Origin of the sequence: Arthrobacter mangrovi, assembly GCF_026011795.1 — a bacterium.
In the GTDB taxonomy this organism is placed as follows: Bacteria; Actinomycetota; Actinomycetes; order Actinomycetales; family Micrococcaceae; genus Crystallibacter; species Crystallibacter mangrovi.
This window is the reverse complement of record NZ_BRVS01000004.1, coordinates 315,599-339,116: the sequence shown is the minus strand read 5'-3', so window position 1 is coordinate 339,116 and position 23,518 is coordinate 315,599. Positions and strand designations below refer to the sequence as shown.

Genomic DNA, 23,518 nt, shown 5'->3' with positions numbered 1-23,518 from the left:
CATGGCACTGATTCTGCGCTATGCGGCGCGGTCGGATGTCGGCAAGTCCCGCTCCAAGAATGATGATTCTGCCTACGCCGGCCATCATCTGGCTGTCGTCGCCGACGGCATGGGCGGCCACGCCGGGGGCGACGTCGCTTCGGCCTCCACGGTCCTCGACCTGATCCATCTTGACCGCACAGGGCATGAGGACCCCGCCAACGTCCTGGCAGACGAAATCCAGACCGCCAACTCGATCCTTTCCGAACTGGTGCGCACCAGCCCCAAGCTCGCCGGCATGGGCACCACCGTCACTGCCCTGCTGCTGCACGATGACAAGCTCGAGTTTGCCCACATCGGCGACTCCCGTGCCTACCGGCTCAAGAACAACGTGTTCGAACAGGTCAGCGTGGACCACACGTTCGTCCAGCGGTTGATCGACGAAGGCCGGCTCCGGCCGGAGGAAGCCGACGTGCACCCCCACCGCAACGTCCTCATGCGTGTCCTCGGGGACGTCGATGCCAGCCCCGAACTGGATCTGGCGTCCCATCCGGCCGAGGCCGGAGAACGGTGGCTCCTCTCCTCCGACGGCCTGGACACGGTGGTACCCGACCACGTCATCGAAGACGCGATGCGCTACTCGGACTCCCTGCAGGATGCCGTCGACCGGCTGGTGCAGCTCACCCTCGACGGGGGCGCCCCGGACAACGTCACCGTCGTCATGATCGAGGTGGCGGAAGCCACCAAGGAGGAACTCGCCGAGGCCGAGGCCCTGGCTGCCGGCGCCAATCCGGTGGAAACGGTCCGCGACGGCGGAGCCAACCCTCCGCCTGCAGCAAAGAGTCCCGAGGGAAATAACGACGGCGGGGGCAGCCCTGACCCAGCCGCCGACGAGTCCGACGGCTCCACCGAAGGCCCCGCCGAAGCGGTGCGTGCGGACCTCATCCGCCTCGAACTGGCCACCAAACCGCATGTGCTGGTGGGTGCGGCCGCGCTGGCGACCCACACCGGCCAGATCCCGATCGTCACCAAGCACTCCACGGAGCGCCGGGCCGCCGCCCTGCTGACCCACAAGGCCGCTTCGAGCCAGCCGGCGGACGGCGACGATGCAGACGAGACCACACCGGTGCGCCGCGGATGGATAGTGCCCACCTTCGTGGCCGTCATGTCCCTCCTGGTCGTAGCCGTCCTCTGGTTCGGCTATCTCTGGACCCAGACTCAGTACTACGTCAGCCAGTTCGATGGACGCGTCGCGATCTTCAACGGAGTCTCCCAAGACCTTGGGCCGATCCACCTTTCGCGGCTGGACACCGCATACAACATCCCCCTGCAGAGCCTTCCGCTCTACCAGCAGCAGCGCCTTGATTCCGGCATCGCGGCCCGCGACCTGGATCATGCCGAAACCATCGTGGAGGAATTGCGTATCACCAGCAGGCGCAACTGCCCCGAACCTGTCCCGGCCGCCACAGCCTCGCCGGGCGCCTCGGCGTCCGCCAAGGCAGCCCCGACGCCGAGCCCTTCCCTTCCGCCCGAGTGCATAGGTGGAACCAATGAGTGAACTGCAAACCGCCCCTAAGTCCCGCCGCAATACGGAACTTCTGCTCCTCCTGCTTGCCCTCGTTGTCGGCGTGGGAGCGAACATGCTGGTGGGCCTCGACCAGGACCGGGCCTTCGATCAGGACTTCTTCGCCCAGAGCATCACGTTGGCTGCGGTGGCGCTGGCCGTGCACGTCGTGCTGCGGCTCAGGGCAAAGTATGCCGATCCGGTAATACTCCCAATCGTGATTGCCCTCAACGGCATAGGACTGGCGATGATCCACCGGCTGGACATCGCCACCGGGGACGCCGCTGCCGCCCGCCAGCTGATGTGGACGGGGCTCGCAATCGCCGCCATGATTGCCCTGATCTGGCTGCTGCGGGACCACCGCGTCCTGCGCCGGTTCACGTATATTTCGCTGATTGTCAGCGCCGTCCTGCTGATGCTGCCGCTGCTTCCGGGCGTCGGCGTGGAGCTCAACGGCGCAAGGATCTGGGTCAACCTGGGGTTCGCGACGTTCCAGCCGGGTGAGATCGCCAAGATCACGCTGGCTATATTCTTTGCAGGGTATCTATCCACGAACAGGGACTTGATCCTGCTGGCGGGCAAGAAAGTGGGCCCGCTGCAGCTACCGCGCTGGCGCGACCTCGGCCCCATGGTCGTGGCCTGGCTGGTCAGTATCGGCGTGCTGATCTTCCAGCGTGACCTTGGCTCCTCGATCCTGTTCTTCGGCCTCTTCATGGTCATGATCTACGTGGCCACCAGCCGCATCAGCTGGATCCTGATCGGCCTGCTGATGATCGTCTTCGGCGGTTTCGTGGCGTTCAAACTCTTTCCGCATGTCACGGCCCGCATCGACGGCTGGATCAATGCCTTCGATCCCGAGGTGTACAACCGGATCGGCGGCAGCCACCAGATCGTCCAGGGCCTCTTCGGGCTGGCCAGCGGCGGTCTCACCGGCACGGGCCTCGGCCAGGGCCGCCCGGACATCGTCACCTTCGCGAACAGCGATATGATCATTGCCGCGCTTGGGGAGGAGCTGGGACTGGTCGGCCTGTCGGCCATCGTGCTGCTCTACGTCCTTCTGGTGACGCGCGGCGTCCGTGCCGCACTGGGGACGCGCGACTCATTCGGCAAGCTGCTGGCGACCGGCCTGTCCTTCACGCTGGCGCTGCAGTGCTTCGTGGTGATCGGCGGCGTGACGCGCCTGATCCCGCTGACGGGCCTCACCACTCCGTTCCTGGCGGCGGGCGGATCCTCGCTGCTGGCCAACTGGCTGATCATCGGGCTGCTGCTGCTGATCTCCGATGCGGCCCGCAGGCCGGCCGTCCCCGGCCCCTCCGGCGCCAGCCACGCCCCGCGCCCCGTCTCCGGAGTGCGCGGGCGCAGCACGACGGGCCGGGCGCGCACTGATGGAAACCGAACGCACAACACCAGGGAGGTGAAGCAACCATGAACCAGGCCATCCGCAACACCTGGATCATTGCCATCGCCATGTTCGCCCTGCTGTTCGGTTCGCTCACCGTCGTCCAGTTCTTCGAGGCGGACAATCTGAACGCCAACGACTGGAACAGCCGGACCCTGTACAAGGACTTCGACAAGAACCGCGGGGCCATCCTGGTGGCCGGCAACCCGATCGCCGAATCGGTGCCGTCGTCCGACGATGAGTTCGAATTCCAGCGCGTCTACAACGAGCCCGAACTCTACGGTCCACTGACCGGCTTCTACTCGCTCGTCTACGGCGCCACTCAGATGGAATCGGCGATGAACGAAGAACTGTCCGGCAGCAGCAACGATTTCTTCTACGACCGCATCCTGCAGCTCTTCTCCGGCTCGCAGGTCGCCGGTGCATCGGTCGAGCTCACCATCGATCCTGAGCTCCAGAAGCTCGCCTACGACCTCCTTCCCGACGGGGTGAAGGGCTCGATCGTCGTGATGGACCCGAAGACCGGCAACATCCTGGCCATGGTGTCGAAGCCCAGCTTCGATCCGAACCAGCTGGCGGGCCACAACACGGACGACGTCGCCGCCAACATGGCAAAGCTCGAGGAAGTACCGGGGCTGTCCCCGTTCACCAATCCGGCAACCGAGAGCCTGCTCGCCCCGGGATCGGTCTTCAAGCTGGTCGATACCGCCGCGGCGCTCGAATCCGGCAAGTATGACGAGAACAGCAAGCTGGACAATCCTGCCGAACTGCCGCTGCCGGGCACCAACATCAGCCTGCCCAACTTCGTCAACGGCGGCTGCAGTGCGCGGACCACGGCGGACTTCTCGTTCGCACTGGAGCAGTCCTGCAACACGCCGTTCGCGCAGATAGCGATGGACCTGGGCGAGGACGCCATCGCCGACCAGGCCGCGAAGTTCGGCTTCGGCGAGTCCTACAACATTCCGACCAACGTCACGGCCAGCCAGTTCCCGACGGGCATGAGCGACGACCTGCTGGCACAGGCCGCCATCGGCCAGTACGACGTGCGCGTGACGCCGCTGCAGGTCGCGATGATGACCAGTGCGATCGCCAACGATGGCATGTTGATGAAGCCCAACCTCGTCCGTACCGTCAGGGCACCGGACCTGCGCGTCCTCGACAGCCCGAAGCCCGAGGAGCTGCAGCGCTCCCTGTCGGCCGAGAACGCCCAGCTGATCCAGCAGTGGATGGTCAACGCCGTCGACCGCGGCATTGCGAACCGCGCCGCCATCCCGGGCGTGAAGGTCGCGGGCAAGACCGGAACGGCCGAGCTGCTGGCCGGCAGCGAAGGCAACAACTCCTGGTTCACCGGGTTCGCGCCGGCGGATGACCCGCAGGCCGTGGTGAGCGTCGTCATCGAAGACGTCGATCTGGCCACCGGGTCCCAACTGACAAGTCCAAGCGCTCGGCAACTCCTAGAGGCGGTGTTGAATAAGTGAGGCCTACATCAGGTATCACGTTAGGCGGCAGATACCAGCTCACTGAACGTATCGCTATCGGCGGTATGGGCGAGGTCTGGAAGGCGCAGGACCAGGTCCTGGGGCGCCTTGTCGCCATCAAGATCCTCAAGGAGGAATACACGGGGGATCCGGGATTCCTGAACCGCTTCCGCGCCGAGGCCCGGCACACGGCGCTGCTCAACCACGTGGGCATCGCCAACGTCTTCGACTACGGCGAAGAGGAGGGCTCGGCCTACCTGGTCATGGAGCTGGTGCCGGGTCCGCCGCTGTCCACGATCATCGAGCGCGAAAAGGTGCTCTCGCCGGACCGCACGCTCTCCATCATTTCGCAGACTGCGCGTGCCCTCGCCGTGGCGCACGCGCAGGGCCTCGTGCACCGGGACGTCAAGCCCGGCAACCTGCTGATCACGCCGGACCGCCGGGTGAAGGTCACTGACTTCGGCATCGCCCGCCTCGCCGACCAGGTGCCGCTGACCGCCACGGGCCAGGTCATGGGCACCGCGCAGTACCTGGCACCGGAACAGGCCACCGGCCAGACCGCCACCGGCCAGAGCGATATCTACTCGCTCGGGGTCATCGGCTACGAATGCCTTGCCGGGGCGCGCCCGTTCTCCGGAGAGTCACAGATCGCCATAGCACTGGCGCAGGTCAACGACACACCGCCGCCGCTGCCCGAGAGCTTGCCGCGGCCGGTACGCGCCCTGCTGATGTCCATGCTGGCCAAGGATCCGGCGGACCGTCCGGCCAACGCGGAGAAGCTGGCCGAGGCCGCCGACGCCATCCGCGCGGGCAATATCCGCGCCGCAGAAGCGGCCGTGCCCGGCATGCTGCTCTTCGGCGGTTCCGATTCGCCCACCAGCGCGATGACCGCGCCGGTGCCCACCGCCGGCACCTCGCCCACCCGCGTCGTCGACTCCGGCACGTCGCAGTTCCCCGCCGTCGGTGCTGGGGCCGCAGCCGGCGCTGCCGCAGGCGCTGCCGGGGCAGCAGGAGCCTCCGAGGCCGCCGAACGCCAGTTGGGCGCCGAACGCGCCTGGCGCGAGGCGGACCTCGACGACGACGGCGAACAAGCCCCGCCGGCGGCTTCCAAGCCCAAGCGCCGCAGCCCCTGGACGTGGCCGTTCGTGGCGCTCATCCTGCTCGTGCTCTTCGCGCTGCTCGGAGCCTGGCTGGTGCCCATGCTGACCGGGGACAGCGAATCAACCGAGTCCGCCCCCGCGACGCGGACCACTACGGCTTCCCGCTCGGCCTCGCCGACCACCACGAGCGCCGAGCCAACGCAGGAAACGCAGGCACCCACCACCCAGCCCCAGACGCCGGAGACCATCCAGCTGGTCGCGGCGGCCTACCAGGGCCGCCCGTTCGACCAGGTGCGCAGCGAACTGTCCGGGATGGGCTTCGCGGTGCGCGGCGAGCCGGTGGAGAACTCGGCGGCCGAGGGCACGGTGCTGGACATCGATCCCGCCGGAGCCGTCCAGCCCGGCGCCACGATCACTGTCACCTATTCCCAGGGCCCCGGGACCATCCAGGTTCCCGGCGGCCTGGCCGGACAGGATGAGCAGCAGGTCCGCGAGGCGCTGATCTCCCTCGGCCTGGTCCCGCAGAAGGCCGGCGAAGAGGCCAGCGACCAGCCGGCCGGAACCGTCCTGAGCGTAGACCCGGCCGAAGGCTCCGAGGTCTCCGAGGGCGCCACGGTCAGCTACGTCGTATCCAGCGGTCCGTCCGAGGAGCCTACGCCGTCGGAGACGCCCTCGGAATCGACAACCCAACCCACCCCGGAAAGCTAGCAGCCGAAGGCCCGCGCTGAAGCGAACATGGAAGGTAAGTATTCGGTGGAATCGCCACAGATCCTCAACGGACGTTACGAAGTAGGTGAACTCATCGGCCGCGGTGGCATGGCCGATGTGCACCTCGGCCGTGACATCCGCCTTGGGCGTACCGTGGCGATCAAGGAGCTCCGCGCCGACCTGGCCCGCGACCCGGTCTTCCAGTCGCGCTTCCGCCGGGAGGCCCAAGCCGTCGCAGGGCTGAACCACCCGGCGATCGTCGCCGTCTACGACACGGGCGAGCAGGAACTGCCCGGAGGGACGTCGCAGGACGTCAAGGTCCCCTTCATCGTCATGGAGTACGTCAGCGGCCGCACCCTCCGGGACCTGATCAAATCCGGCGAACTGAGCATCGACCAGGCCATCGATTATGCCTTGGGCGTCCTCTCTGCCCTGCAGTACAGCCACCGCTCCGGCATCGTCCACCGGGACATCAAGCCGGCCAACGTCATGGTGACGCCTGACGGGAACGTCAAGGTCATGGACTTCGGCATCGCCCGGGCGCTGGCGGACTCCGCCGCGACCATGACCCAGACCCAGGCGGTCCTGGGCACGGCGCAGTACCTCTCGCCCGAGCAGGCCCGCGGAGAGACCGTGGACGCCCGGAGCGACCTGTACTCCGCTTCCTGCCTGCTCTACGAGATGCTCGCCGGCCGGCCGCCCTTCGTCGGCGAAAGCCCCGTCTCGGTCGCCTACCAGCATGTCCGGGAGCAGCCGGACCCTCCGAGCCGGTACAACCCGAAGGTCAGCGCGGCCCTGGATTCGGTGCTGGCCCGCGGCCTGCAGAAGGACAAGGCGGACCGGTTCCAGGACGCCGCGTCGTTCACAGCGGCGCTCGAAGGCGCCAAGGAGGGCATCGCCGTCGTCAGTACCGCAGACGCGCGGACCGAAGCGATGCCGGCGCAGCCCGCACCCACCGCCGCCCTGAGCGCGGCCCCCTACCCCGTTCCCGTCCCCCAGGCGGGGGGCCGGATGGCGCCGTACACCCCGGAGGCCGCCGTCTCGCCGGAGGAAGCGTACGACGACGAGGGCTTCACCGGCATGGACTCAGGCGAGCAGCACACGGCCGCCCTGTCCCTCGGGATGGAGCCGGAGGATGACGCGGAAGAAGCCTCCCGCCGTCGTTCCCGGCGGCGGGCCTGGATCACCACGCTGCTCATTGCGATGTTCTTGCTGCTGGCCGCCGGCGCGTTCTTCCTGGTGAGCTTCCTGCAGAACGCCGAGCCGGATCCCGTCGCCGTACCGTCGATCGCGGGCATGGAAGAGACGGACGCCGCCAATGCCATCACCAGGGCCGGCCTCCGGCCCATCGTCGAGGAGCAGTTCAGCGAGGACGTCGCGGCCGGCGAGGTGATCGACTCGGATCCCGCTGCCGGCGCGATGGCGCTGCCGGACAGCGAGGTGCGCGTTTTGGTCTCGCAGGGCAAGGAGTTCGCGGAAATTCCGGACAACCTCAGCGGGCGCACGGAGGGCGAGGTCCGCGACATGCTGCGCCAGATCGGCGTAACACCGGGGGAGAACATTTCGGCCAACAGCGCCACTGTACCTCGCGGCAACGTGGTGGGCACGGACCCCAGGGCCGGGGAGCGGGTCAAGACAGGTTCCACCGTGGACCTGGTGATCTCCACGGGCATGGTCACCGTGCCCGAACTCGTGGGCAGGACGGAGGAGGAGGCCATCAGCCTGCTGAAGGACGACCCCGCCGTAGCGCTCCCGTACCACGTGGTCCGGGTCGAGAACGAGGTAGTGCCCCCCGGCACCGTCGTCGCCCAGAGCCATCCCGCGGGCGGCGACGTGGACCAGGGCACCGAGATCACGATCAGCGTCGCGATCGAGCCGGAGAAGGAAACGTCGAAGCCGACGCAGAAGCCCAAGGAAACCAAGGAAAGCCCGAAGCCCACGGAGACCAAGGACAACTCGGGCAATAACGATGATGGGGACGGCGGCAACTAGCCGCTCCGGCAAGGCGCTGCCGGGCTGCTGGGCCCCTCCAGGAGCTACTTGGTGATGAGCGGGCTCAGCTCGGCCGCCCTGGCCGCGGCGCCCTCCATGCCGAGGGACTCCAGCCAGTTGCCCAGCATCAGGTAGCCGGACTCGGTCAGCACCGACTCCGGGTGGAACTGCACGCCCCACAGCGGCGCCGAACGGTGTGCCAGGCCCATCACCACGCCGCCCTCGGTCTCCGCAGTGATCTCCAGCTCCGCGGGAATCGTTTCGCGCACGGCGGCCAGCGAGTGGTAGCGCGTGGCGGTGAACGGGCTGGGCACTCCGGCAAAGACGTTCTGCCCGCGGTGCAGCACCTGCGAGGTCTTGCCGTGCATCAACTCGGGGGCGTGCGTGACGGTGCCGCCGTACGCCTCCGCCAGCGCCTGGTGGCCCAGGCAGACTCCGAGCATCGGCTTGCCCCGGCCGCCGCACCACTTGATCAGGTCGATGCACACGCCGGCCTCGGCTGGGTTGCCCGGGCCGGGGGAGATGAGGACGCCGTCGCGGGACGTGGCCAGTTCGGCGGCTTCTTCAAGGGTCACGTCGTCATTGCGGACAACGGTGGTCTCGGCTCCAAGCTGCTGGAGGTAGCCCACCAGGGTGTAGACGAAGCTGTCGTAGTTGTCGACAACCAGAATGCGCGGGGTCGTGGTCATGGTTATTCAGTGACGCCAATCGTCGAGTCGGTCAGGGGGTTGAATTGCGAGAGCCAGGGGAAGGCGTACTCCATCAGCAGCACCACGGCGGCGGCCACCAGCAGCACCGACAGGATGATCCGCACCCAAAGCGGTCCGGGCAGATGCCGGAAGATCCAGGCGTACACGGATCAGCCTCCCTTTCCATAGAACTCGGCGACGCGCTCCGCTATTTCCTTCGGCGGTCCCTCCGAGGCCGGCTGCCAGCTGTCCATGACGGCGTAGGCGATGATCCGTTCCTCGGCGCCGAACCGCGGGTTGCAGCTGGTCATCGTCAGGAACCGCTCGGTCGGCTGGGCGTCAGGCCGCGTCGGCACCGGCGCGATCACGTCCACCTGGTCCGGCATCACAATCTGGTTGTTGCGGAACACGTAGGTGTAGAAGCCGTCCTTGGTCTGGATGTAGATCTTGTCGCCGGGCACCAGGGTGTGGATGAGGTCCAGCACCTGCCCATGGGTCTGCCGGTGGCCCGCGACGGCGAAGTTCCCGACCTCCCCGGGCATCTGCGTGCCGGGATAGTGCCCCAGCCCCAGCGTGTCGAGCACGTCGAGGCCGACCCCGCCGGTCAGCGGCCGGGCGTGGTTCTCGCCGAACCGCGGAATGTAGATGACGCCGAAAGTCTCGCCCTCCGCCGGTTCGTCCAGCACCGGCGGGTCGGCAGGCTCAGGGGAGTCTCCGCCGTCGCTGTTCTGCGGCACCGGCACGGCGGGTGCCTGCTCGAACTCCTCGAACAGGCTGCTGAGCGCTTCGTCCTGCTTCTGGTTCGATTCGATGTTGGTCCACCACAGCTCCCAGGCCACGAACAGCAGCAGCACGATCCCGGCCGTGATCAGCAGCTCGCCGAACACCTGGACGATGACCTGGAACGGACTGCGGCGCCGTCGCTCGCTTGCCTTGGCTTTGCCGTGGGCAGCCCGGCGTGTCGGCGCAGCCGCATCCTTCACGTCCGTCATGGTCCTCCACGCATCACCCGTCTGCCGCGGCCGCGGGCATACGCCCGTGTGCTGGCGCCGGCCGCCGGCAGTATTAGCTAGACTGAAACCGCAAGAAGGTGCTGGTTTTCCAAAGTCTCACTATGCAGAATACCTTGTACGGCCAGCCGCCATTGCCCGTTTTTCCCACAACGACGGCGGCCCGCCCGGCTGGGTGCCGGACCGCAAGGAGGATCAGTGCCAGAGTCGAAGCCCCGTAAGCGGACCGAGCGCAGGCCCGAGGCGGCGGCTGCACCGCAGTACAAGCCGAACCCCGTCTGGTTCAAGCCGGTGATGTTCGGCCTCATGGTGATCGGCCTGCTCTGGATCATCGTGTTCTACATAACCGAGGCTCAGTGGCCGATAGCGGCGGCGGGCTCCTGGAACATCCTCATCGGGTTCGGCATCGCGATCGTGGGCTTCCTGATGACCACGCGCTGGCGTTCCTAAGACGGCGGCGGCCGTGGCGCTGACCGGGAACAAAATCTTCGTCGACGGCGTCCGGGTGCTCAGCCCCGGCAGCCTCGATGAGGCCTTCCAGGCGCGCCGCCGGCTTTCCGGCATCAGTTGGATCGGCCTGCACAAGCCCGATCCCGCCGAACTCGAGGCCGTGGCCAAGGAATTCGGCCTTCCCGCGCTCTTCGTCGACGCCGCCCGGCTGGGCCATCCCCGGGCGCGGCTGGGTCATTTCGAGTCCACGCTGCTGGCGGTCCTGCGGCCGGCCCGCTACGCGGAGGACGGGAACCGCATCAGGTTCGGCGAACTCCACGTCTTTCTGGGGCCGGACTTCATCATTACCGTCCAGCAGGACGAGTTCCCCAACCTCGACCAGGTCTTCCAGACGCTGGAGGCGAATCCGCACCTGCTGCGGCAGGGACCGCTGGCGGCCTTTACCGGCATCCTCGATCGTGTGACGACCGATTACGAGCCGGTCCTCGCCGGGCTGCAGCAGGACATCGACCAGATTGAAGAGCAACTGTTCCTCGGCCAGACCGATGTCTCCCGGCGGACCTACGAACTGCACCGCGAGGTGCTGGCCTTCCTCCATGCCACCGGACCGCTGGAGGAAACCGTGGCAGCGATACATGACCAGCTGGACGGCCCGGAGTCCAACCCCGTGGTGCGGCACCGGCTGCGGCATGTCCAGGACCTGGCCGTACGCCAGAAGCGGCAGGCCCAGGCTTTCCGGTCCCTGCTGCAGAACGCGTTGAGCCTCAGTGCCACGCTGGCGGCCGAACGCATGACGGCAACCTCTGTGCGGCAGAACGAGCAGGTCAAACGGATCTCGGCCTGGGCGGCCATCCTCTTCGCACCCTCCCTGGTCGGGACCGTCTACGGCATGAACTTCCGCTTCATGCCTGAGCTCCGCTGGTTCTGGGGGTACCCGCTGGCGCTGCTGCTGATGCTCGCCATGAGCGTCGGGCTGTACGTCGCATTCAAACGCAACAGGTGGCTTTAACGGCCGGTGCCCGCCGCTCTTCGAAGAGGGGCGGGCACCGGTCCGGAACGTTGGCTCTAGGCCTTGGCGTCCTCGGCCGCCGCGCTCACGGCCGCGGTGACGGCCGGGGCCACCCGGGGATCCAGCGGGCTGGGAATGACGTAGTCGGCGCTCAGTTCCTCCGTGGCGATGCCGGCAATGGCGTTGGCCGCGGCCACCTTCATGCCGGATGTGATGCGCCGGGCACCGGAATCGAGGGCGCCCCGGAAAATGCCCGGGAATGCCAGCACGTTGTTGATCTGGTTCGGGAAGTCGCTGCGGCCGGTGGCGACGACCTTGGCGTACTTCGCCGCGATCTCCGGGTGGACTTCCGGATCGGGGTTGGACAGCGCGAAGACGATCGCGTCGTCGGACATCCCTGCCAGCGCCTCCTCCGGGATGGTGCCGGCGGAAACGCCGATGAAGACGTCCGCGCCGTCGAGCGCCTCGACGATGCCTCCGGTCGTACCGCGCGGGTTGGTACGCGCGGCGTATTCCGCCTTGACCGGCGTCAGGTCTTCGCGGCCGGTGTGGATGACGCCTCGGGAGTCGAGGATCGTCACGTCGGCGATCCCGGCGGCCAGCAGGATTTCGGCCACCGCAATGCCGGCAGCGCCGGCGCCCGAAATGGCGACCTTCAGCGACGAGAGCTCGCGGCCCACGAATGTGGCCGAGTTCGTGAGGGCAGCGAGGACAACCACGGCCGTGCCGTGCTGGTCGTCGTGCATCACCGGCATGTCCAGCGCTTCGATCAGGCGGGCTTCGATCTCGAAGCAGCGCGGTGCGGAAATGTCTTCCAGGTTGACGGCGCCGAAGCTCGAGCGCATCCGCACGACCGTCTCGACAATCTCATCCACGTCGTTGGACTCGATGACCAGGGGGATGGAGTCCAGGCCGGCGAACTGCTTGAACAGCGCGGACTTACCCTCCATGACCGGCAGGGAGGCGCTGGCGCCGATATTCCCGAGGCCGAGGACGGCGCTGCCGTCGCTGACGACGGCAACGAGCCGCGAGGCCCAGGTGTACTGGCGGGCGAGCTCGGGCTCGCTGTGGATGGCCCGGCTGACCTGGGCGACACCCGGTGTGTAGGCGATGGACAGGTCGCGCTTCGACTCCAGTGGTGCCGTCAGTCCGACGGCGAGTTTTCCACCTTCGTGCGCGGCGAAGATTTCTTCGCTGGTCAGTTCGATCGGAGAGGTGCTGATGGCTTCGGCAGTCACTTGAATTCCTTTTCCTCTGCTCCGGCTATCCGGAAGAGTCATCATGGTCGGGCAACGCGGCGCGTGCATACGGCTTGAAATACAGGAGGGCTGTTCCTCTACCTTGCAGGGCGCCGCGGCTGGCGGCTGTCCACAGATGCGGTACGCACAGCGTTACTTGCTCGACCGCCGCCCGGTTCTGCCGGCGACCGTCTGGAGGGTCCGGCTGGTCGAGCCGGACACTGGTTGTCCTACGTTACTGGATCGCCGCGGCCCGCCTCGTCACATTTCCGATTGTTATGCCAATTATTCGGAATGCAGGCCCTCTGTCCCCGGGTCTTCCGGTTCCGCTCCTCTTGCTCCGCCTCCTGGGTCCGCACGTTCAGGACACTGTTGGAACGGGGGATCCCGGTGTGCTGCTGAAAGCATTCAGCAGTCGACGGCAAGGAGATTCTCAAACATGTGGTTTGCACAGATGTGCACAGAGTTATCCACAGCAGTGCAAAACTCCGGACGCTGCAGACCCCGATGTCCTTTCGTGAGGCCCCAGAGAACGGTTTTAAGGGGAAACTACAGGTTTGTAAGTTTTCCACGCTGTGCATAAGTCGTGTGGATAACCCCTCCCGGATGTGAAGCAGGCTGGGGAAATCCAGATCGGGCCTCCGGAATCCACCGCATCGTAGCGGCAGGAACGGAAGACCCCGGCGCCTACCGTCTCGTGCTGAGGCTCGGCCGGGTGGGCCGCTCTCCAGTTGCTTCGCACGGGTGGCAACCCGCCTTCACCAGGCTCCCGCTCCGGCAGCCGCAGTTCGTCCGGCAAGCCGGACCGGAGCGCAGTCGGGCCGGCACATCCGCGCCGGGCTCTGTGGAGGACCGGCCGGTGCCGGGACGAACGAGTTTGCCCCATGGCGGCCACGGCCGGTCGAAGGACAAACGCGCTTAGGGGCCTCCAGGGGATCAAGCCGACCGGCCGCCGAGCCGTGGGCCCGCGCAGCCTCCCGCTCGTCCGCGGCATGGCGGGTTCCCTGGCCATTTCCACGACCTGCGGGGCAGCGGCGAGAACAGGGGCCACCCTGCAGTCCTGCCTCCCGCTTGTGCACACTTGTGCACAGAGTTTTCCACAGGCGTGCATAAGTTGGGCCGGCCATCGTCGTCCCCAGGCCTTAATCGGCGCCATGGCGGTTTCCACACGTGTGGAATCACATGTGTGTAAGTTATCCCCGCTGTGGACAAGCTGTGTGGATAACTCGTGGCGGGAAGTCCAGTGGCCCCTGCCCGACGCGGCAAGGGGCAAACGTGCGGAGGTAGCTGCTTAAAAAGAATGGCCGGCCTGTACCCGCCCGAAGGCGCGCGCAGACCGGCCGCAGGGCCCGTCCTAACCGATCGCGGTGAATGCGGTGACCCCCGCCAGGATCAGGAACAGAAGCACGAGCCCACCGCTCTGGAGGAGCGTCCGCTTCTTGCCCCGCGGCGCGTACGCCAGCACGAGGGCCGCCAGGGCCCCGGTGACCAGGCCACCCAGGTGGGCCTGCCAGGCGATGCCGGAGACTACAAAGCCAAGCACCACGTTGATGCCGATCAGGATCAACAGCGATTTAACCTCTCCGCCGCGCTGCCGCTGGACGATGAACAGCGCTCCGAAGAGGCCAAAGACGGCTCCGGAGGCCCCAAGCACCGGAACATTGGGCGCGGAGAACAACAGGACGGCGACCGAACCGCCGATAGCGGAAAGCAGATAGAGCGCCAGGAACCGCACCCGGCCGAGTAGCGGTTCGAGATGGCTGCCGAGGATCCACAGGGCATACATGTTAAAGGCGATGTGCAGGAAGAATCCCTGGGAATGCAGGAAGGCGCTCGTGAGCATCCGCCACGGCTCGGCGTCGTAGACGGGGTTGGGCAAGGTGTAGAGCGGGGCATACCAGAACATCTCCGTGAAGCCGGGCACCACCCACTGCAGGAGGTAGGCCCCGGCGCACATGGCAATCAGTACGATCGTCACGAGGGGCCTGCCGGGAGCAACGGCTCCGCCGTACACCGTGCGGGCAACAGGAATGCTGCGGGAGGCTTCCCGCACGCAGTCGACGCACTGAACTCCGACGGCGGCGCTGCGCTGGCACTCCGGGCAGGCTGGCTGGCCGCACCGCTGGCAGCGCACGTACGAAACGCGGTCCGGGTGGCGGGGACACACGGGCACCGCCGACGTCGGTGGCTGCGCCTGCATTCCATAGGACATGGGAAGGTTCTCCTGCAAAAAAGTTATCCCCGCCCGGTCATGGGAGACGGGGCGGGGACAAAGAGGTGGCTAGAGCTGCTCGACGCTGATGTTGTTGATAACCACATCTTCGAGCGGCTTGTCCCGCATGTCCGTGGCAACGTTGTTGATCTTGTCGACGACGGCGCGGGACGCTTCGTCCGTCACGTCACCGAAAATGGTGTGCTTGCCCTGCAGCCAGGTCGTCGGCGCCGTAGTGATGAAGAACTGGGAGCCGTTGGTGCCGCGGCCGCCCTGGATTCCCGCATTGGCCATCGCGAGCTTGTACGGCTCGGTGAAGTCCAGGTCCGGGTTGATCTCATCGTCGAACTGGTAGCCGGGGCCGCCGACGCCCTGGCCGAGCGGGTCGCCGCCCTGCAGCATGAAGTCCTTGATGATGCGGTGGAAGATCACGCCGTCGTACAGGGGCGCGTTGGATTCCTCGCCCGTGGCCGGGTGCTTCCAGGTGATCTCGCCCGTGGCCAGTCCGACGAAGTTCTTCACGGTCTTGGGCGCGTGGTTGCCGAACAGGTTGACCACGATGTCGCCGTGGTTCGTGTGGATAGTGGCTTTGGCTGTGGGAATAGCAGTCATAGGCTCATTCTTCCACGCAAGACGCGGGAATCGTCGCCTCTCCGGCGGTTCCGCGCTCAGTGAAACTCCCGAATATTCCGTGCGGTGCATAGCACCTCTGCGGGGCACAACGTAGGCTAAGAAGGAACCGTTGCCATCTCCGGGAGGTAGTAGTGAAGAGAAACGAACGAATTACCCGTGACCTTGAAGGCACCGTGGTCGCCGGGGTGGGAAGCGCGAAAGAGTGGGCCACCCCCCGGGTGGAAGCAGCCCGCAACTGGGCCGTGCCCCGCATTGAAAAGGGCATCGAGACGGCGTCTCCCCGGATCCAGGAAGGGATCCAGAAGGCCGCGCATGAGCTGTCGCTCGGCGTCGCCACCGTGACTCCGAAGATCCAGGAAGAACTGGAGAAGATCGCTCCCAAGATCTCCCAGATCGTCGACGACGCGGCTCCGCGCCTCCAGGTCACGCTGGACAAGGCCGCGCCCGCGCTGACCCACGCCAAGGACAAGGTGGTCGGCGGCTACATCCCGACCCTGTCCACCGCGCTCGGAACGGCTGCGGACAACGTTTCCCGCAGCCTGGACAAGGGCTATGGCGCTGGCAAGGTCGAAAGCGCCGTCGTCAAGCTCACGGGTTCCAAGAAAGCCGTCCGCAAGGGCCGGAAGGCGGCCGAAGCGGCTGCAAAGCAGGCCGCCAAGGACCTGCGGAGCCAGCAGAAGTCGGGCAAGGGCAAGGCTTGGCTGATCGTGGGCGTCATTGCTGCTGCGGTTGCCGCAGGCATCGCCGCCTGGCGCGCGGCCCGTCCGGTCGAAGATCCGTGGAAGACGCCTGTGACCCCGACTCCCGCCGCCGTTCCCAGCACGTCGAGCACCTCCAGCACGTCGGCCACCTCGGCTTCACCGGCTGGTGAAACCGCGAAGACCGTCGGCTTCACGGCACCGTCGGAGACCAGCACGTCCACGGCAGCCGGCACGGCCCGCCATGCCGCGGATGCTCAGGAAGGCGCTGCCAAGAAGTCCGCCGAGGCTGCACACGAAGCCGCTGCGTCCTCCGGTGATGCCAGCAGTGCTGCTGCCGATGCAGCCAAGACCAGCAGCGCGGCGGAAGGCGCGGCCCATGTGGCGCGTGCCTCGGCCGACGAGGCTGCCAAGGGCAAGGAGGAGGGCAAGGACTCCTCGCTGTAGGACCTGCCGTTCGAATCGGGGCCCCTGCTTCAGTGAAGCAGGGGCCCCTCTTTGTCCCCGATAGCCGGATTGGTAGATTCGGGGCGTGGAGCCAGCCAAACCGAGCATCTCGATCGTGATTCCCGCTTTCAACGAAGAATCCGTCATCCGCCAATGCCTCTTCGCCGCGCTTTACCAGTCCGTGCCCGCCGCCGAGATTATCGTCGTCGACAATAAATCAACGGACGCTACCGTCGACCTCGTCAGACAGGTGCAGGCCGAGTATCCCGATGCACCTCTGAAGCTGCTCCGGCAGGACGAGGAGCAGGGCCTGATCCCTACCCGCAATTTCGGCCTGGACCAGGCGGAGGGCGACGTCCTCGGCCGCATCGACGCCGATTCCATCCTGGAACCGGACTGGGTCGAGCAGGTCCAAAATGCCTTTGCGGATCCCGACGTCATGGCTGCCACCGGCCCTGTGCTGTACTACGACATGCCGCTACGCCGCTTCGGCCTGCAAGCCGACGACCAGATGCGCCGGTTCGTGCTGAAGCTGGCAAAGAAGCAGTACCACTTCCTTTTCGGGTCAAACATGGCCCTCCGCCGTGAAGCCTGGACGATCATCCGGAACGATGTCTGCCGCGATGAGGCCGACGAGATGCATGAAGACATCGACATCTCCGTCCATCTAACCGACCACGCGCTCAAGATCCTCTATGTCCCGGAGATGGTGAGCGGAATGTCCGCGCGGAGGCTCGAGGATTCGCCGAAGGACTACCGCTACTACGTCACGCGCTTCGACCGGACCTACGCCAACCACAAGATCAGGAACCGCGTCGTGCGGGCGCCGAGGCTCATCTTCATGGGCGTCTATTACCCCGCAAAGCTCCTGCGGAGGGTCCATCAGGCCCGGACACGCCAGGTCGTGCCGCGCGGCGGGATCTGAGCCGCAGCGGCCGGGAGCCGCCTGCTCGGAGGCCGGGCAGGAGATACCCGCGGACAGGAACCAGGATCAGGCCGGATAGCAAAAGATCCCGGTCCGCGTGGACCGGGATCTTTTCTCGGTGGAGGCAAGGGGACTCGAACCCCTAACCCCCTGCTTGCAAAGCAGGTGCGCTACCAATTGCGCCATGCCCCCGAGGGGATTTCCGCTGGCCGTGCCGGCGGAGGTTGAGCTAGTCGACCTTGTCGGTCGCCTTGCTCCATGCGGACTTCTCCGCTTCGGATTCCTGCCACTTCTTGTAGGCGAGGGCACCTGCGACCGCCGCTGCCAGTACCAGCAACTTCTTCACAGCGTCCTCCCGTGGAATCGGAAACAGGATTTCCGTGGGCGTACCAGGACTTGAACCTGGGACCTCTTCGTTATCAGCGAAGCGCTCTAACCGCCTGAGCTATACGCCCTCTTGCCTCTCGGGCCGAGATAAGACTCTACAGCACACCTCCGCCGAACTTCAAATCGGGGGTCCCGCGGATGCCGGAACCCCTCGTTAAAGCGGTAGGCCCCTCTCGCCGAGAGGGGCCTACCGCTTCAGGATCCTAGTCGTCGGTCAGCGTGACGCCGATGCCGCCTACCAGCGTGGCCGAGATGTTGTAGAGCACCGCGGAAAGCATGGCCAGCGCGGTCAGCAGGACCACGTTGACGACGGCGATGATCGTCGCGAACGAGGCGACCTGTCCCAGCGAGGCATAGGCCCGCAGATCGAAGGCTCCGCCTTCGGTACCGGCGATCTCGGTCAGCAGGTCATTGACGCGATCGAAGATGCCGGTGATGTCCAAGGTGGTCCACAGGACGATGGAGGCGACCACCGTGACGATGCCGAGGGCCACCGAAAGCAGGAAGGCCATCTTCAGCACCGACCACGGATCGACCTTGCTGACCAGCAGGCGGGCGCGCCGGGCTTTGGCCTTGGGCGCCGGCCGAACCAGTCCGGGCCGGCCGCCCTGTCCGCTGCTCGGCCGCTGGGCGGGACGCTGAGGTGCCTGGCGTGCGGCGCCCGGCTTCTGGGGCGCACCGGCGGAGGGACGTTGGGTCGGCTTGGCCGGCGTGGCAGTGCGAGTTGTTCCCGCCCGTGGTGCATTAGCCGGCCGGGCACCCGGCCGTGGCGTATTAGGCGTGCTCACTCATTACCTCCGTCTTCGGGCCCCTGCTCGGCACCATCTGCCTCAGCCGGCAGCTGATCTGCATTCAACGGTACTTCATCCGTAGCCTGCTGCGCAGATTCCGGCACGACCGAGACCTCTACCAATCCCTCGGCCGCGTGCTCGTCGTCGTCCTCCACCGTGAGGGTCCGTTCGGTGTTGCGTGCGACGGCGATAATGCGGTCCTTCTTGTCCGGTTTCGCAAAGATAACGCCCATGGTGTCCCGGCCCTTGGCAGGCACGCCGGTCACGCTCGAACGGACCACCTTTCCACTTGCCATGACTACCAGGACCTCGTCTTCTTCCTGGACGATGAGGGCGCCGACCAGGTGGCCCCGTTCTTCCTGGTACTTGCCGACCTTGATGCCGAGGCCGCCGCGTCCCTGCACCCGGTATTCCTCGACCTTGGTGCGCTTGGCGTAGCCGCCGGCCGTAACGATGAACACGAAGGACTCATCGGTCACCACGTCCGCAGCAAGGAGCTCGTCGTCCTCGCGGAACTTCATGCCCGTGACGCCGGAAGTCGCCCGGCCCATCGGGCGAAGGGCTTCGTCCGTCGCGGTGAATCGGAGCGACTGCCCGCGGCTGGAAACCAGCATCAGGTCATCCGTCTCGGAAACCAGCCGCGCCGACACCAGTTCGTCGCCCTCACGCAGGTTGATCGCGATGACGCCGGCCGACCGATTGGTGTCGTAGTCCTCCAGCCGGGTCTTCTTGATCAGACCGCGCTTCGTCGCCAGGACCAGGTACGGCGCCTGCTGGTAGTCCCTCAGGTCCAGGACCTGGGCGATCCGCTCGTCCGGCTGGAACGCCATCAGGTTCGCCACGTGCTGGCCCTTTGCGTCCCGGCCGCCTTCGGCCAGTTCGTACGTCTTGGCCCGGTATACCCGGCCCAGGTTCGTGAAGAACAGCAGCCAATGGTGCGTCGTCGTCACGAAGAAATGCTCGACGATGTCATCGCCGCGCAGCTGGGCGCCGCGGATGCCCTTGCCGCCGCGCTGCTGCGACCGGTAGTTGTCGCTGCGCGTGCGCTTGACGTATCCGCCGCGGGTAATGGTGACCACCATCTCCTCTTCGGGGATGAGGTCTTCCATGCTCATGTCGCCGTCGTAGCCCATCATGATCTGCGTCCGGCGGTCGTCGCCGTACTTGGCCACGATCTCGGCGAGCTCGTCGCTGACGATGCCGCGCTGGACCTGCTCGGATGCGAGGATTCGGTTGAACTCCGTGATCATGCGCTCGAGTTCGGCATGGCGGTCCTGGATCTTCTGGCGCTCCAGGGCGGCCAGCCGGCGCAGCTGCATATCGAGGATGGCACGGGCCTGCAGCTCGTCGATCTCCAGCAGCCCCATGAGGCCGTCGCGCGCTTCCTCGGTGGTGGCCGACGCGCGGATCAGCGCGATGACCTCGTCCAGCGCGTCCAGGGCCTTCAGCAGGCCACGCAGGATGTGCGCCTCTTCCTCCGCCTTGCGCAGCCGGTACCGGGTGCGGCGGACGATGACTTCCAGCTGGTGGGTGACCCAGTGCCGGACGAAGGCGTCCAGCGTCAGCGTGCGCGGCACCCCGTCGACGATCGCCAGCATGTTGGCGGCGAAGTTCTCCTGCAGCTGCGTGTGCTTGTAGAGGTTGTTCAGCACGACCTTGGCGACGGCGTCGCGCTTGAGCACGATGACCAGCCGCTGGCCGGTCCGACCGGACGTCTCGTCGCGCATGTCGGCAATGCCGCCGACCTTGCCATCCTTGACCAGGTCCGCGATCTTGACCGCGAGGTTGTCCGGGTTGGCCTGGTAGGGCAGTTCGGTGACCACCAGGCACGTGCGGCCCTGCAGCTCCTCGACATTGACCACGGCGCGCATAGTGATGGAGCCGCGGCCGGTCCGGTAGGCGTCCTCGATGCCCTTGTGGCCGAGGATCTGCGCACCGGTCGGAAAGTCCGGGCCCTTGATCCGCTGCAGCAGTGCCTCGAGCAGCTCCTCGCGGCTGGCCTCCGGGTTGTCCAGGTACCACTGCACGCCATCGGCCACCTCGCGCAGGTTGTGCGGCGGAATGTTGGTGGCCATACCGACGGCGATGCCCGAGGAGCCGTTGACCAGCAGGTTCGGGAAACGCGCCGGCAGGATGGTCGGTTCCTGGTTCTTGCCGTCGTAGTTGTCCTGGAAATCGACGGTTTCCTCATCGATGTCCCGGACCATCTCCATGGCCAGCGGCGCCATCTTGGTCTCGGTGTAACGCGGTGCGGCCGCGCCGTCGTTGCCGGGGGAGCCGAAGTTCCCCTGGCCGAGGGCCAGCGGGTACCGCATGATCCAGTCCTGGATCAGGCGCACCAGGGCGTCGTAGATGGCCGAGTCGCCGTGCGGATGGTACTGGCCCATGACTTCGCCGACCACGCGCGCACACTTGTTGAAGGCCCGCTCCGGCCGGTAGCCGCCGTCGAACATTGCGTACAGGACGCGCCGGTGCACTGGCTTCAGCCCATCCCGCACGTCCGGCAGGGCACGACCCACGATGACGGCCATGGCGTAGTCGAGGTAGGAACGCTGCATCTCGGTTTGCAGGTCCACCTGCTCCACCCGGTCCGTCAGCACCTCCCCTTCCAAGGGAGCGTCTCCGCCGGTTGCGTTCTCCGGCAGGTCCGGGGTCTCTTCGTCGCTCATAAATCAGTTCCTTCTGTGAAAGTCAGGGGTGCCGAGGCAGGGGGCCGGATGCCGGCCGGACTAGATGTCCAGGAACCGCACGTCCTTCGCGTTCTGCTGGATGAAGGTGCGGCGCGACTCCACGTCTTCGCCCATCAGCACGGCGAAGATCTGGTCCGCGGCGGCAGCGTCCTCCATGGTGACCTGCAGCAGCGTGCGGTGCTCCGGGTCCATCGTGGTGTCCCAGAGTTCCGTGTAGTCCATCTCGCCCAGGCCCTTGTAGCGCTGGATGCCGTTTTCCTTGGGCAGGCGCTGGTTGTTGGCCAAGCCCTTGCGGACGCACTCGTCCCGTTCCCGGTCGCTGAACACGTAGTCATGCGCGTGGTTGGACCATTTGATGCGGTACAGCGGCGGCTGCGCCAAGTACACGTAGCCTTCCTCGATCAGCGGACGCATGTAGCGGAACAGCAGGGTGAGCAGCAGCGTGGTGATGTGCTGGCCGTCCACGTCCGCATCCGCCATCAGCACGATCTTGTGGTAGCGGGCCTTTTCGACGTCGAAGTCCTCGCCGATGCCGGCGCCGAACGCGGTGATCATGGCCTGGACTTCGGCGTTGCCGAGGGCCCGGTCCAGCCGCGCCCGCTCCACGTTCAGGATCTTGCCGCGCAGCGGAAGGATCGCCTGGGTTTCAGGGTTCCGGCCGCGTACGGCCGAACCGCCGGCCGAGTCACCCTCCACGATGTAGATCTCCGACACGGAAGGATCCTTCGAGGAGCAGTCCTTGAGCTTGCCCGGCATGCCGCCGGATTCCAGCAGGCCCTTGCGGCGGGTTGATTCCCGGGCCTTGCGCGCGGCCAGCCGGGCCTGCGAGGCCTGCACGGACTTGCGGATGACGTCCCGCGCGGGGCCGGGGTTGCGCTCGAGCCAGTCGCTGAGTTCTTCGCCCATGACGCGCTGGACGAAGCCGCGAGCCTCAGAGTTGCCGAGCTTGGTCTTCGTCTGGCCCTCGAACTGGGGCTCGCCCAGCTTCATCGAGATCACCGCGGTCAGGCCCTCGCGGATGTCCTCGCCGGTGAGGTTGTCTTCCTTCTCCTTGATCAGGTTCTTCTCCCGCGCATAGCGGTTGATCAGGGTGGTCATGGCGGCGCGGAAGCCCTCTTCGTGGGTGCCGCCCTCGTGCGTGTTGATCGTGTTGGCGTAGGTGTGGACGCTCTCCGAGTAGGACGTGGTCCACTGCATCGCGACCTCGACCGACATCCGCCGCTCGGGGTCCTCGCTCTCGAACGCGATCACCTCGGGGTGGATCACGTCCACCTTCTTCGAGGAGTTCAGGTGCGTGACGTAGTCCAGCAGGCCGTTGTCGTACTTGTAGACGACCTTGCGGTGCTCGGGCGTCATCTCCACGTCCGTCGCCGGAGCGTCCAGGTTGACGTCCTCGTCCTCGGAGATGTTGAACTCCGGGTTGCGCTCGTCCGTCAGCGTGATCCTCAGGCCCTTGTTCAGGAACGCCATCTGCTGGAAGCGCGCGCGCAGCGTCTCGAAATCGAACTCGGTGACCTCGAAGATCTCCGGGTCCGGCCAGAACGTCTGGAGGGTGCCGGTCTCTTCCGTCGGCTCGCCCTTGCGCAGGTCACCGACCGGCTTTCCGCCGTCGGCAAACGACTGGTGCCATGTGAAACCCTGGCGCCGCACTTCCGTCTCGACCCGGCGGGAGAGCGCATTGACCACGGAGATGCCCACGCCGTGGAGGCCGCCGGAGACGGCGTAGCCGCCGCCGCCGAACTTGCCGCCCGCGTGCAGGATGGTCATGACGACCTGAACCGTCGGCCGGCCCTCGGTCGGGTGCAGGTCCACCGGGATGCCGCGGCCGTTGTCCTTCACCCGGACGCCGCCGTCCGCCAGCAGCGTCACGTCGATGGTGTCGCAGTAACCGGCCAGCGCCTCGTCCACGGAGTTGTCCACGACCTCGTACACCAGGTGGTGCAGGCCGCGCGGCCCCGTGGAACCGATGTACATGCCCGGGCGCTTACGGACTGCCTCGAGCCCCTCGAGGACGGTGATGTCTCCGGCGCCGTACCCGTGCGCAGGGGTTTCATTCTGCTCCGGAGATTCCGGGCCGGTGTTTGCCTGCTCGTTGTCCTGCGCCACAGTTGCCGTCGAC

General features: G+C 66.4%; 19 protein-coding genes and 2 tRNA genes. 9 read left to right on the top strand and 12 right to left on the bottom strand.

Features of this window, described 5'->3' with window-relative positions; genetic code table 11:
• The first annotated feature begins 1 nt into the window (after position 1).
• The 5 genes from AHIS1636_RS05610 to pknB are packed head-to-tail and all read left to right on the top strand — an operon-like array spanning position 2 to position 8,220.
• Positions 2 to 1,537: a PP2C family protein-serine/threonine phosphatase gene (locus tag AHIS1636_RS05610; RefSeq protein ID WP_264794824.1), complete on the top strand. Its 1,536-nt coding sequence runs from the start codon at positions 2 to 4 to the stop codon at positions 1,535 to 1,537.
• Positions 1,530 to 2,972, top strand: a complete 1,443-nt coding sequence (locus AHIS1636_RS05605; protein WP_264794823.1) for an FtsW/RodA/SpoVE family cell cycle protein — start codon at positions 1,530 to 1,532, stop codon at positions 2,970 to 2,972. Before AHIS1636_RS05610 ends, AHIS1636_RS05605 begins: the two co-directional genes overlap by 8 nt.
• Positions 2,969 to 4,420 carry a peptidoglycan D,D-transpeptidase FtsI family protein gene (locus AHIS1636_RS05600; RefSeq protein WP_264794822.1) on the top strand — a complete coding sequence of 484 codons (1,452 nt, stop codon included), beginning with the start codon at positions 2,969 to 2,971 and terminating at the stop codon, positions 4,418 to 4,420. Before AHIS1636_RS05605 ends, AHIS1636_RS05600 begins: the two co-directional genes overlap by 4 nt.
• Positions 4,417 to 6,228 (top strand): protein kinase domain-containing protein, encoded by a 1,812-nt coding sequence (locus AHIS1636_RS05595; RefSeq protein WP_264794821.1) that lies wholly within the window; start codon positions 4,417 to 4,419, stop codon positions 6,226 to 6,228. Before AHIS1636_RS05600 ends, AHIS1636_RS05595 begins: the two co-directional genes overlap by 4 nt.
• 45 nt (positions 6,229 to 6,273) lie before the next feature.
• Positions 6,274 to 8,220, top strand: a complete 1,947-nt coding sequence (pknB, locus tag AHIS1636_RS05590) for a Stk1 family PASTA domain-containing Ser/Thr kinase (RefSeq protein WP_264794820.1) — start codon at positions 6,274 to 6,276, stop codon at positions 8,218 to 8,220.
• 44 nt (positions 8,221 to 8,264) lie between these two features.
• Here pknB and AHIS1636_RS05585 read toward each other — a convergent pair whose 3' ends face one another.
• Genes AHIS1636_RS05585 through AHIS1636_RS05575 form a run of 3 tightly spaced genes read right to left on the bottom strand, consistent with a single transcriptional unit; the run spans position 8,265 to position 9,901 of the window.
• Positions 8,265 to 8,909, bottom strand: coding sequence for an aminodeoxychorismate/anthranilate synthase component II (locus AHIS1636_RS05585; RefSeq protein WP_264794819.1), 645 nt, complete (start codon positions 8,907 to 8,909; stop codon positions 8,265 to 8,267).
• A 2-nt stretch (positions 8,910 to 8,911) separates the two neighbouring features.
• A complete protein-coding gene (locus AHIS1636_RS05580) occupies positions 8,912 to 9,076 on the bottom strand; it encodes a hypothetical protein (protein WP_264794818.1) in 165 nt (54 codons plus the stop codon).
• Positions 9,077 to 9,079: 3 nt separating this feature from the next.
• Entirely contained in the window at positions 9,080 to 9,901 is an 822-nt protein-coding gene (locus AHIS1636_RS05575; RefSeq protein ID WP_264794817.1) for a class E sortase, read from the bottom strand.
• A gap of 216 nt (positions 9,902 to 10,117) precedes the next feature.
• On the opposite strand from AHIS1636_RS05575, the gene AHIS1636_RS05570 reads away from it, so the two are divergent.
• Positions 10,118 to 10,369, top strand: coding sequence for a cell division protein CrgA (locus AHIS1636_RS05570; RefSeq protein WP_264794816.1), 252 nt, complete (start codon positions 10,118 to 10,120; stop codon positions 10,367 to 10,369).
• Between the two features lie 13 nt (positions 10,370 to 10,382).
• Positions 10,383 to 11,378, top strand: coding sequence for a magnesium and cobalt transport protein CorA (locus AHIS1636_RS05565; protein WP_264794815.1), 996 nt, complete (start codon positions 10,383 to 10,385; stop codon positions 11,376 to 11,378).
• A 56-nt stretch (positions 11,379 to 11,434) separates the two neighbouring features.
• Here the strand turns inward: AHIS1636_RS05565 and AHIS1636_RS05560 are convergent, their stop codons facing one another.
• The 3 genes from AHIS1636_RS05560 to AHIS1636_RS05550 form a co-directional block, all read right to left on the bottom strand.
• A complete protein-coding gene (locus AHIS1636_RS05560) occupies positions 11,435 to 12,616 on the bottom strand; it encodes an NAD(P)-dependent malic enzyme (protein WP_264794814.1) in 1,182 nt (393 codons plus the stop codon).
• 1,354 nt (positions 12,617 to 13,970) lie between these two features.
• A complete protein-coding gene (locus tag AHIS1636_RS05555; RefSeq protein ID WP_309298574.1) occupies positions 13,971 to 14,594 on the bottom strand; it encodes a rhomboid family intramembrane serine protease in 624 nt (207 codons plus the stop codon).
• A 303-nt stretch (positions 14,595 to 14,897) separates the two neighbouring features.
• Positions 14,898 to 15,440, bottom strand: coding sequence for a peptidylprolyl isomerase (locus AHIS1636_RS05550; protein ID WP_264794812.1), 543 nt, complete (start codon positions 15,438 to 15,440; stop codon positions 14,898 to 14,900).
• A gap of 152 nt (positions 15,441 to 15,592) precedes the next feature.
• Here AHIS1636_RS05550 and AHIS1636_RS05545 point away from each other — a divergent pair, with 152 nt between their 5' ends.
• Both AHIS1636_RS05545 and AHIS1636_RS05540 read left to right on the top strand, forming a co-directional pair.
• The gene (locus AHIS1636_RS05545) at positions 15,593 to 16,606 is read left to right on the top strand and encodes a hypothetical protein (protein WP_264794811.1); all 1,014 of its coding nucleotides are present in this window, start codon (positions 15,593 to 15,595) and stop codon (positions 16,604 to 16,606) included.
• An 85-nt stretch (positions 16,607 to 16,691) separates the two neighbouring features.
• Positions 16,692 to 17,531 (top strand): glycosyltransferase family 2 protein, encoded by an 840-nt coding sequence (locus tag AHIS1636_RS05540; protein ID WP_264794810.1) that lies wholly within the window; start codon positions 16,692 to 16,694, stop codon positions 17,529 to 17,531.
• Between the two features lie 119 nt (positions 17,532 to 17,650).
• On the opposite strand, the gene AHIS1636_RS05535 is transcribed toward AHIS1636_RS05540, so the two are convergent.
• From AHIS1636_RS05535 to gyrB, 6 genes are all read right to left on the bottom strand, one after another.
• A tRNA-Ala gene (locus tag AHIS1636_RS05535) sits at positions 17,651 to 17,723 on the bottom strand.
• A gap of 37 nt (positions 17,724 to 17,760) precedes the next feature.
• Complete coding sequence (locus AHIS1636_RS05530; protein ID WP_005268244.1) at positions 17,761 to 17,877, bottom strand: DLW-39 family protein; 117 nt, start codon at positions 17,875 to 17,877, stop codon at positions 17,761 to 17,763.
• Between the two features lie 35 nt (positions 17,878 to 17,912).
• Positions 17,913 to 17,986, bottom strand: a tRNA-Ile gene (locus AHIS1636_RS05525).
• 135 nt (positions 17,987 to 18,121) lie between these two features.
• Positions 18,122 to 18,706 carry a DUF3566 domain-containing protein gene (locus tag AHIS1636_RS05520; protein WP_264794809.1) on the bottom strand — a complete coding sequence of 195 codons (585 nt, stop codon included), beginning with the start codon at positions 18,704 to 18,706 and terminating at the stop codon, positions 18,122 to 18,124.
• A complete protein-coding gene (gyrA, locus tag AHIS1636_RS05515) occupies positions 18,703 to 21,378 on the bottom strand; it encodes a DNA gyrase subunit A (protein ID WP_264794808.1) in 2,676 nt (891 codons plus the stop codon). Before gyrA ends, AHIS1636_RS05520 begins: the two co-directional genes overlap by 4 nt.
• Positions 21,379 to 21,438: 60 nt before the next feature.
• The gene (gene gyrB, locus AHIS1636_RS05510; RefSeq protein WP_264794807.1) at positions 21,439 to 23,505 is read right to left on the bottom strand and encodes a DNA topoisomerase (ATP-hydrolyzing) subunit B; all 2,067 of its coding nucleotides are present in this window, start codon (positions 23,503 to 23,505) and stop codon (positions 21,439 to 21,441) included.
• Between the last annotated feature and the right edge of the window lie 13 nt (positions 23,506 to 23,518).

Coding starts and splice junctions, on each gene's coding strand:
- AHIS1636_RS05585 (WP_264794819.1), bottom strand. CDS start 8,909: ATGACCACGACCCCGCGCATTCTGGTTGTCGACAACTACGACAGCTTC.
- gyrA (WP_264794808.1), bottom strand. CDS start 21,378: ATGAGCGACGAAGAGACCCCGGACCTGCCGGAGAACGCAACCGGCGGA.
- AHIS1636_RS05550 (WP_264794812.1), bottom strand. CDS start 15,440: ATGACTGCTATTCCCACAGCCAAAGCCACTATCCACACGAACCACGGC.
- AHIS1636_RS05605 (WP_264794823.1), top strand. CDS start 1,530: ATGAGTGAACTGCAAACCGCCCCTAAGTCCCGCCGCAATACGGAACTT.
- AHIS1636_RS05600 (WP_264794822.1), top strand. CDS start 2,969: ATGAACCAGGCCATCCGCAACACCTGGATCATTGCCATCGCCATGTTC.
- AHIS1636_RS05610 (WP_264794824.1), top strand. CDS start 2: ATGGCACTGATTCTGCGCTATGCGGCGCGGTCGGATGTCGGCAAGTCC.
- AHIS1636_RS05575 (WP_264794817.1), bottom strand. CDS start 9,901: ATGACGGACGTGAAGGATGCGGCTGCGCCGACACGCCGGGCTGCCCAC.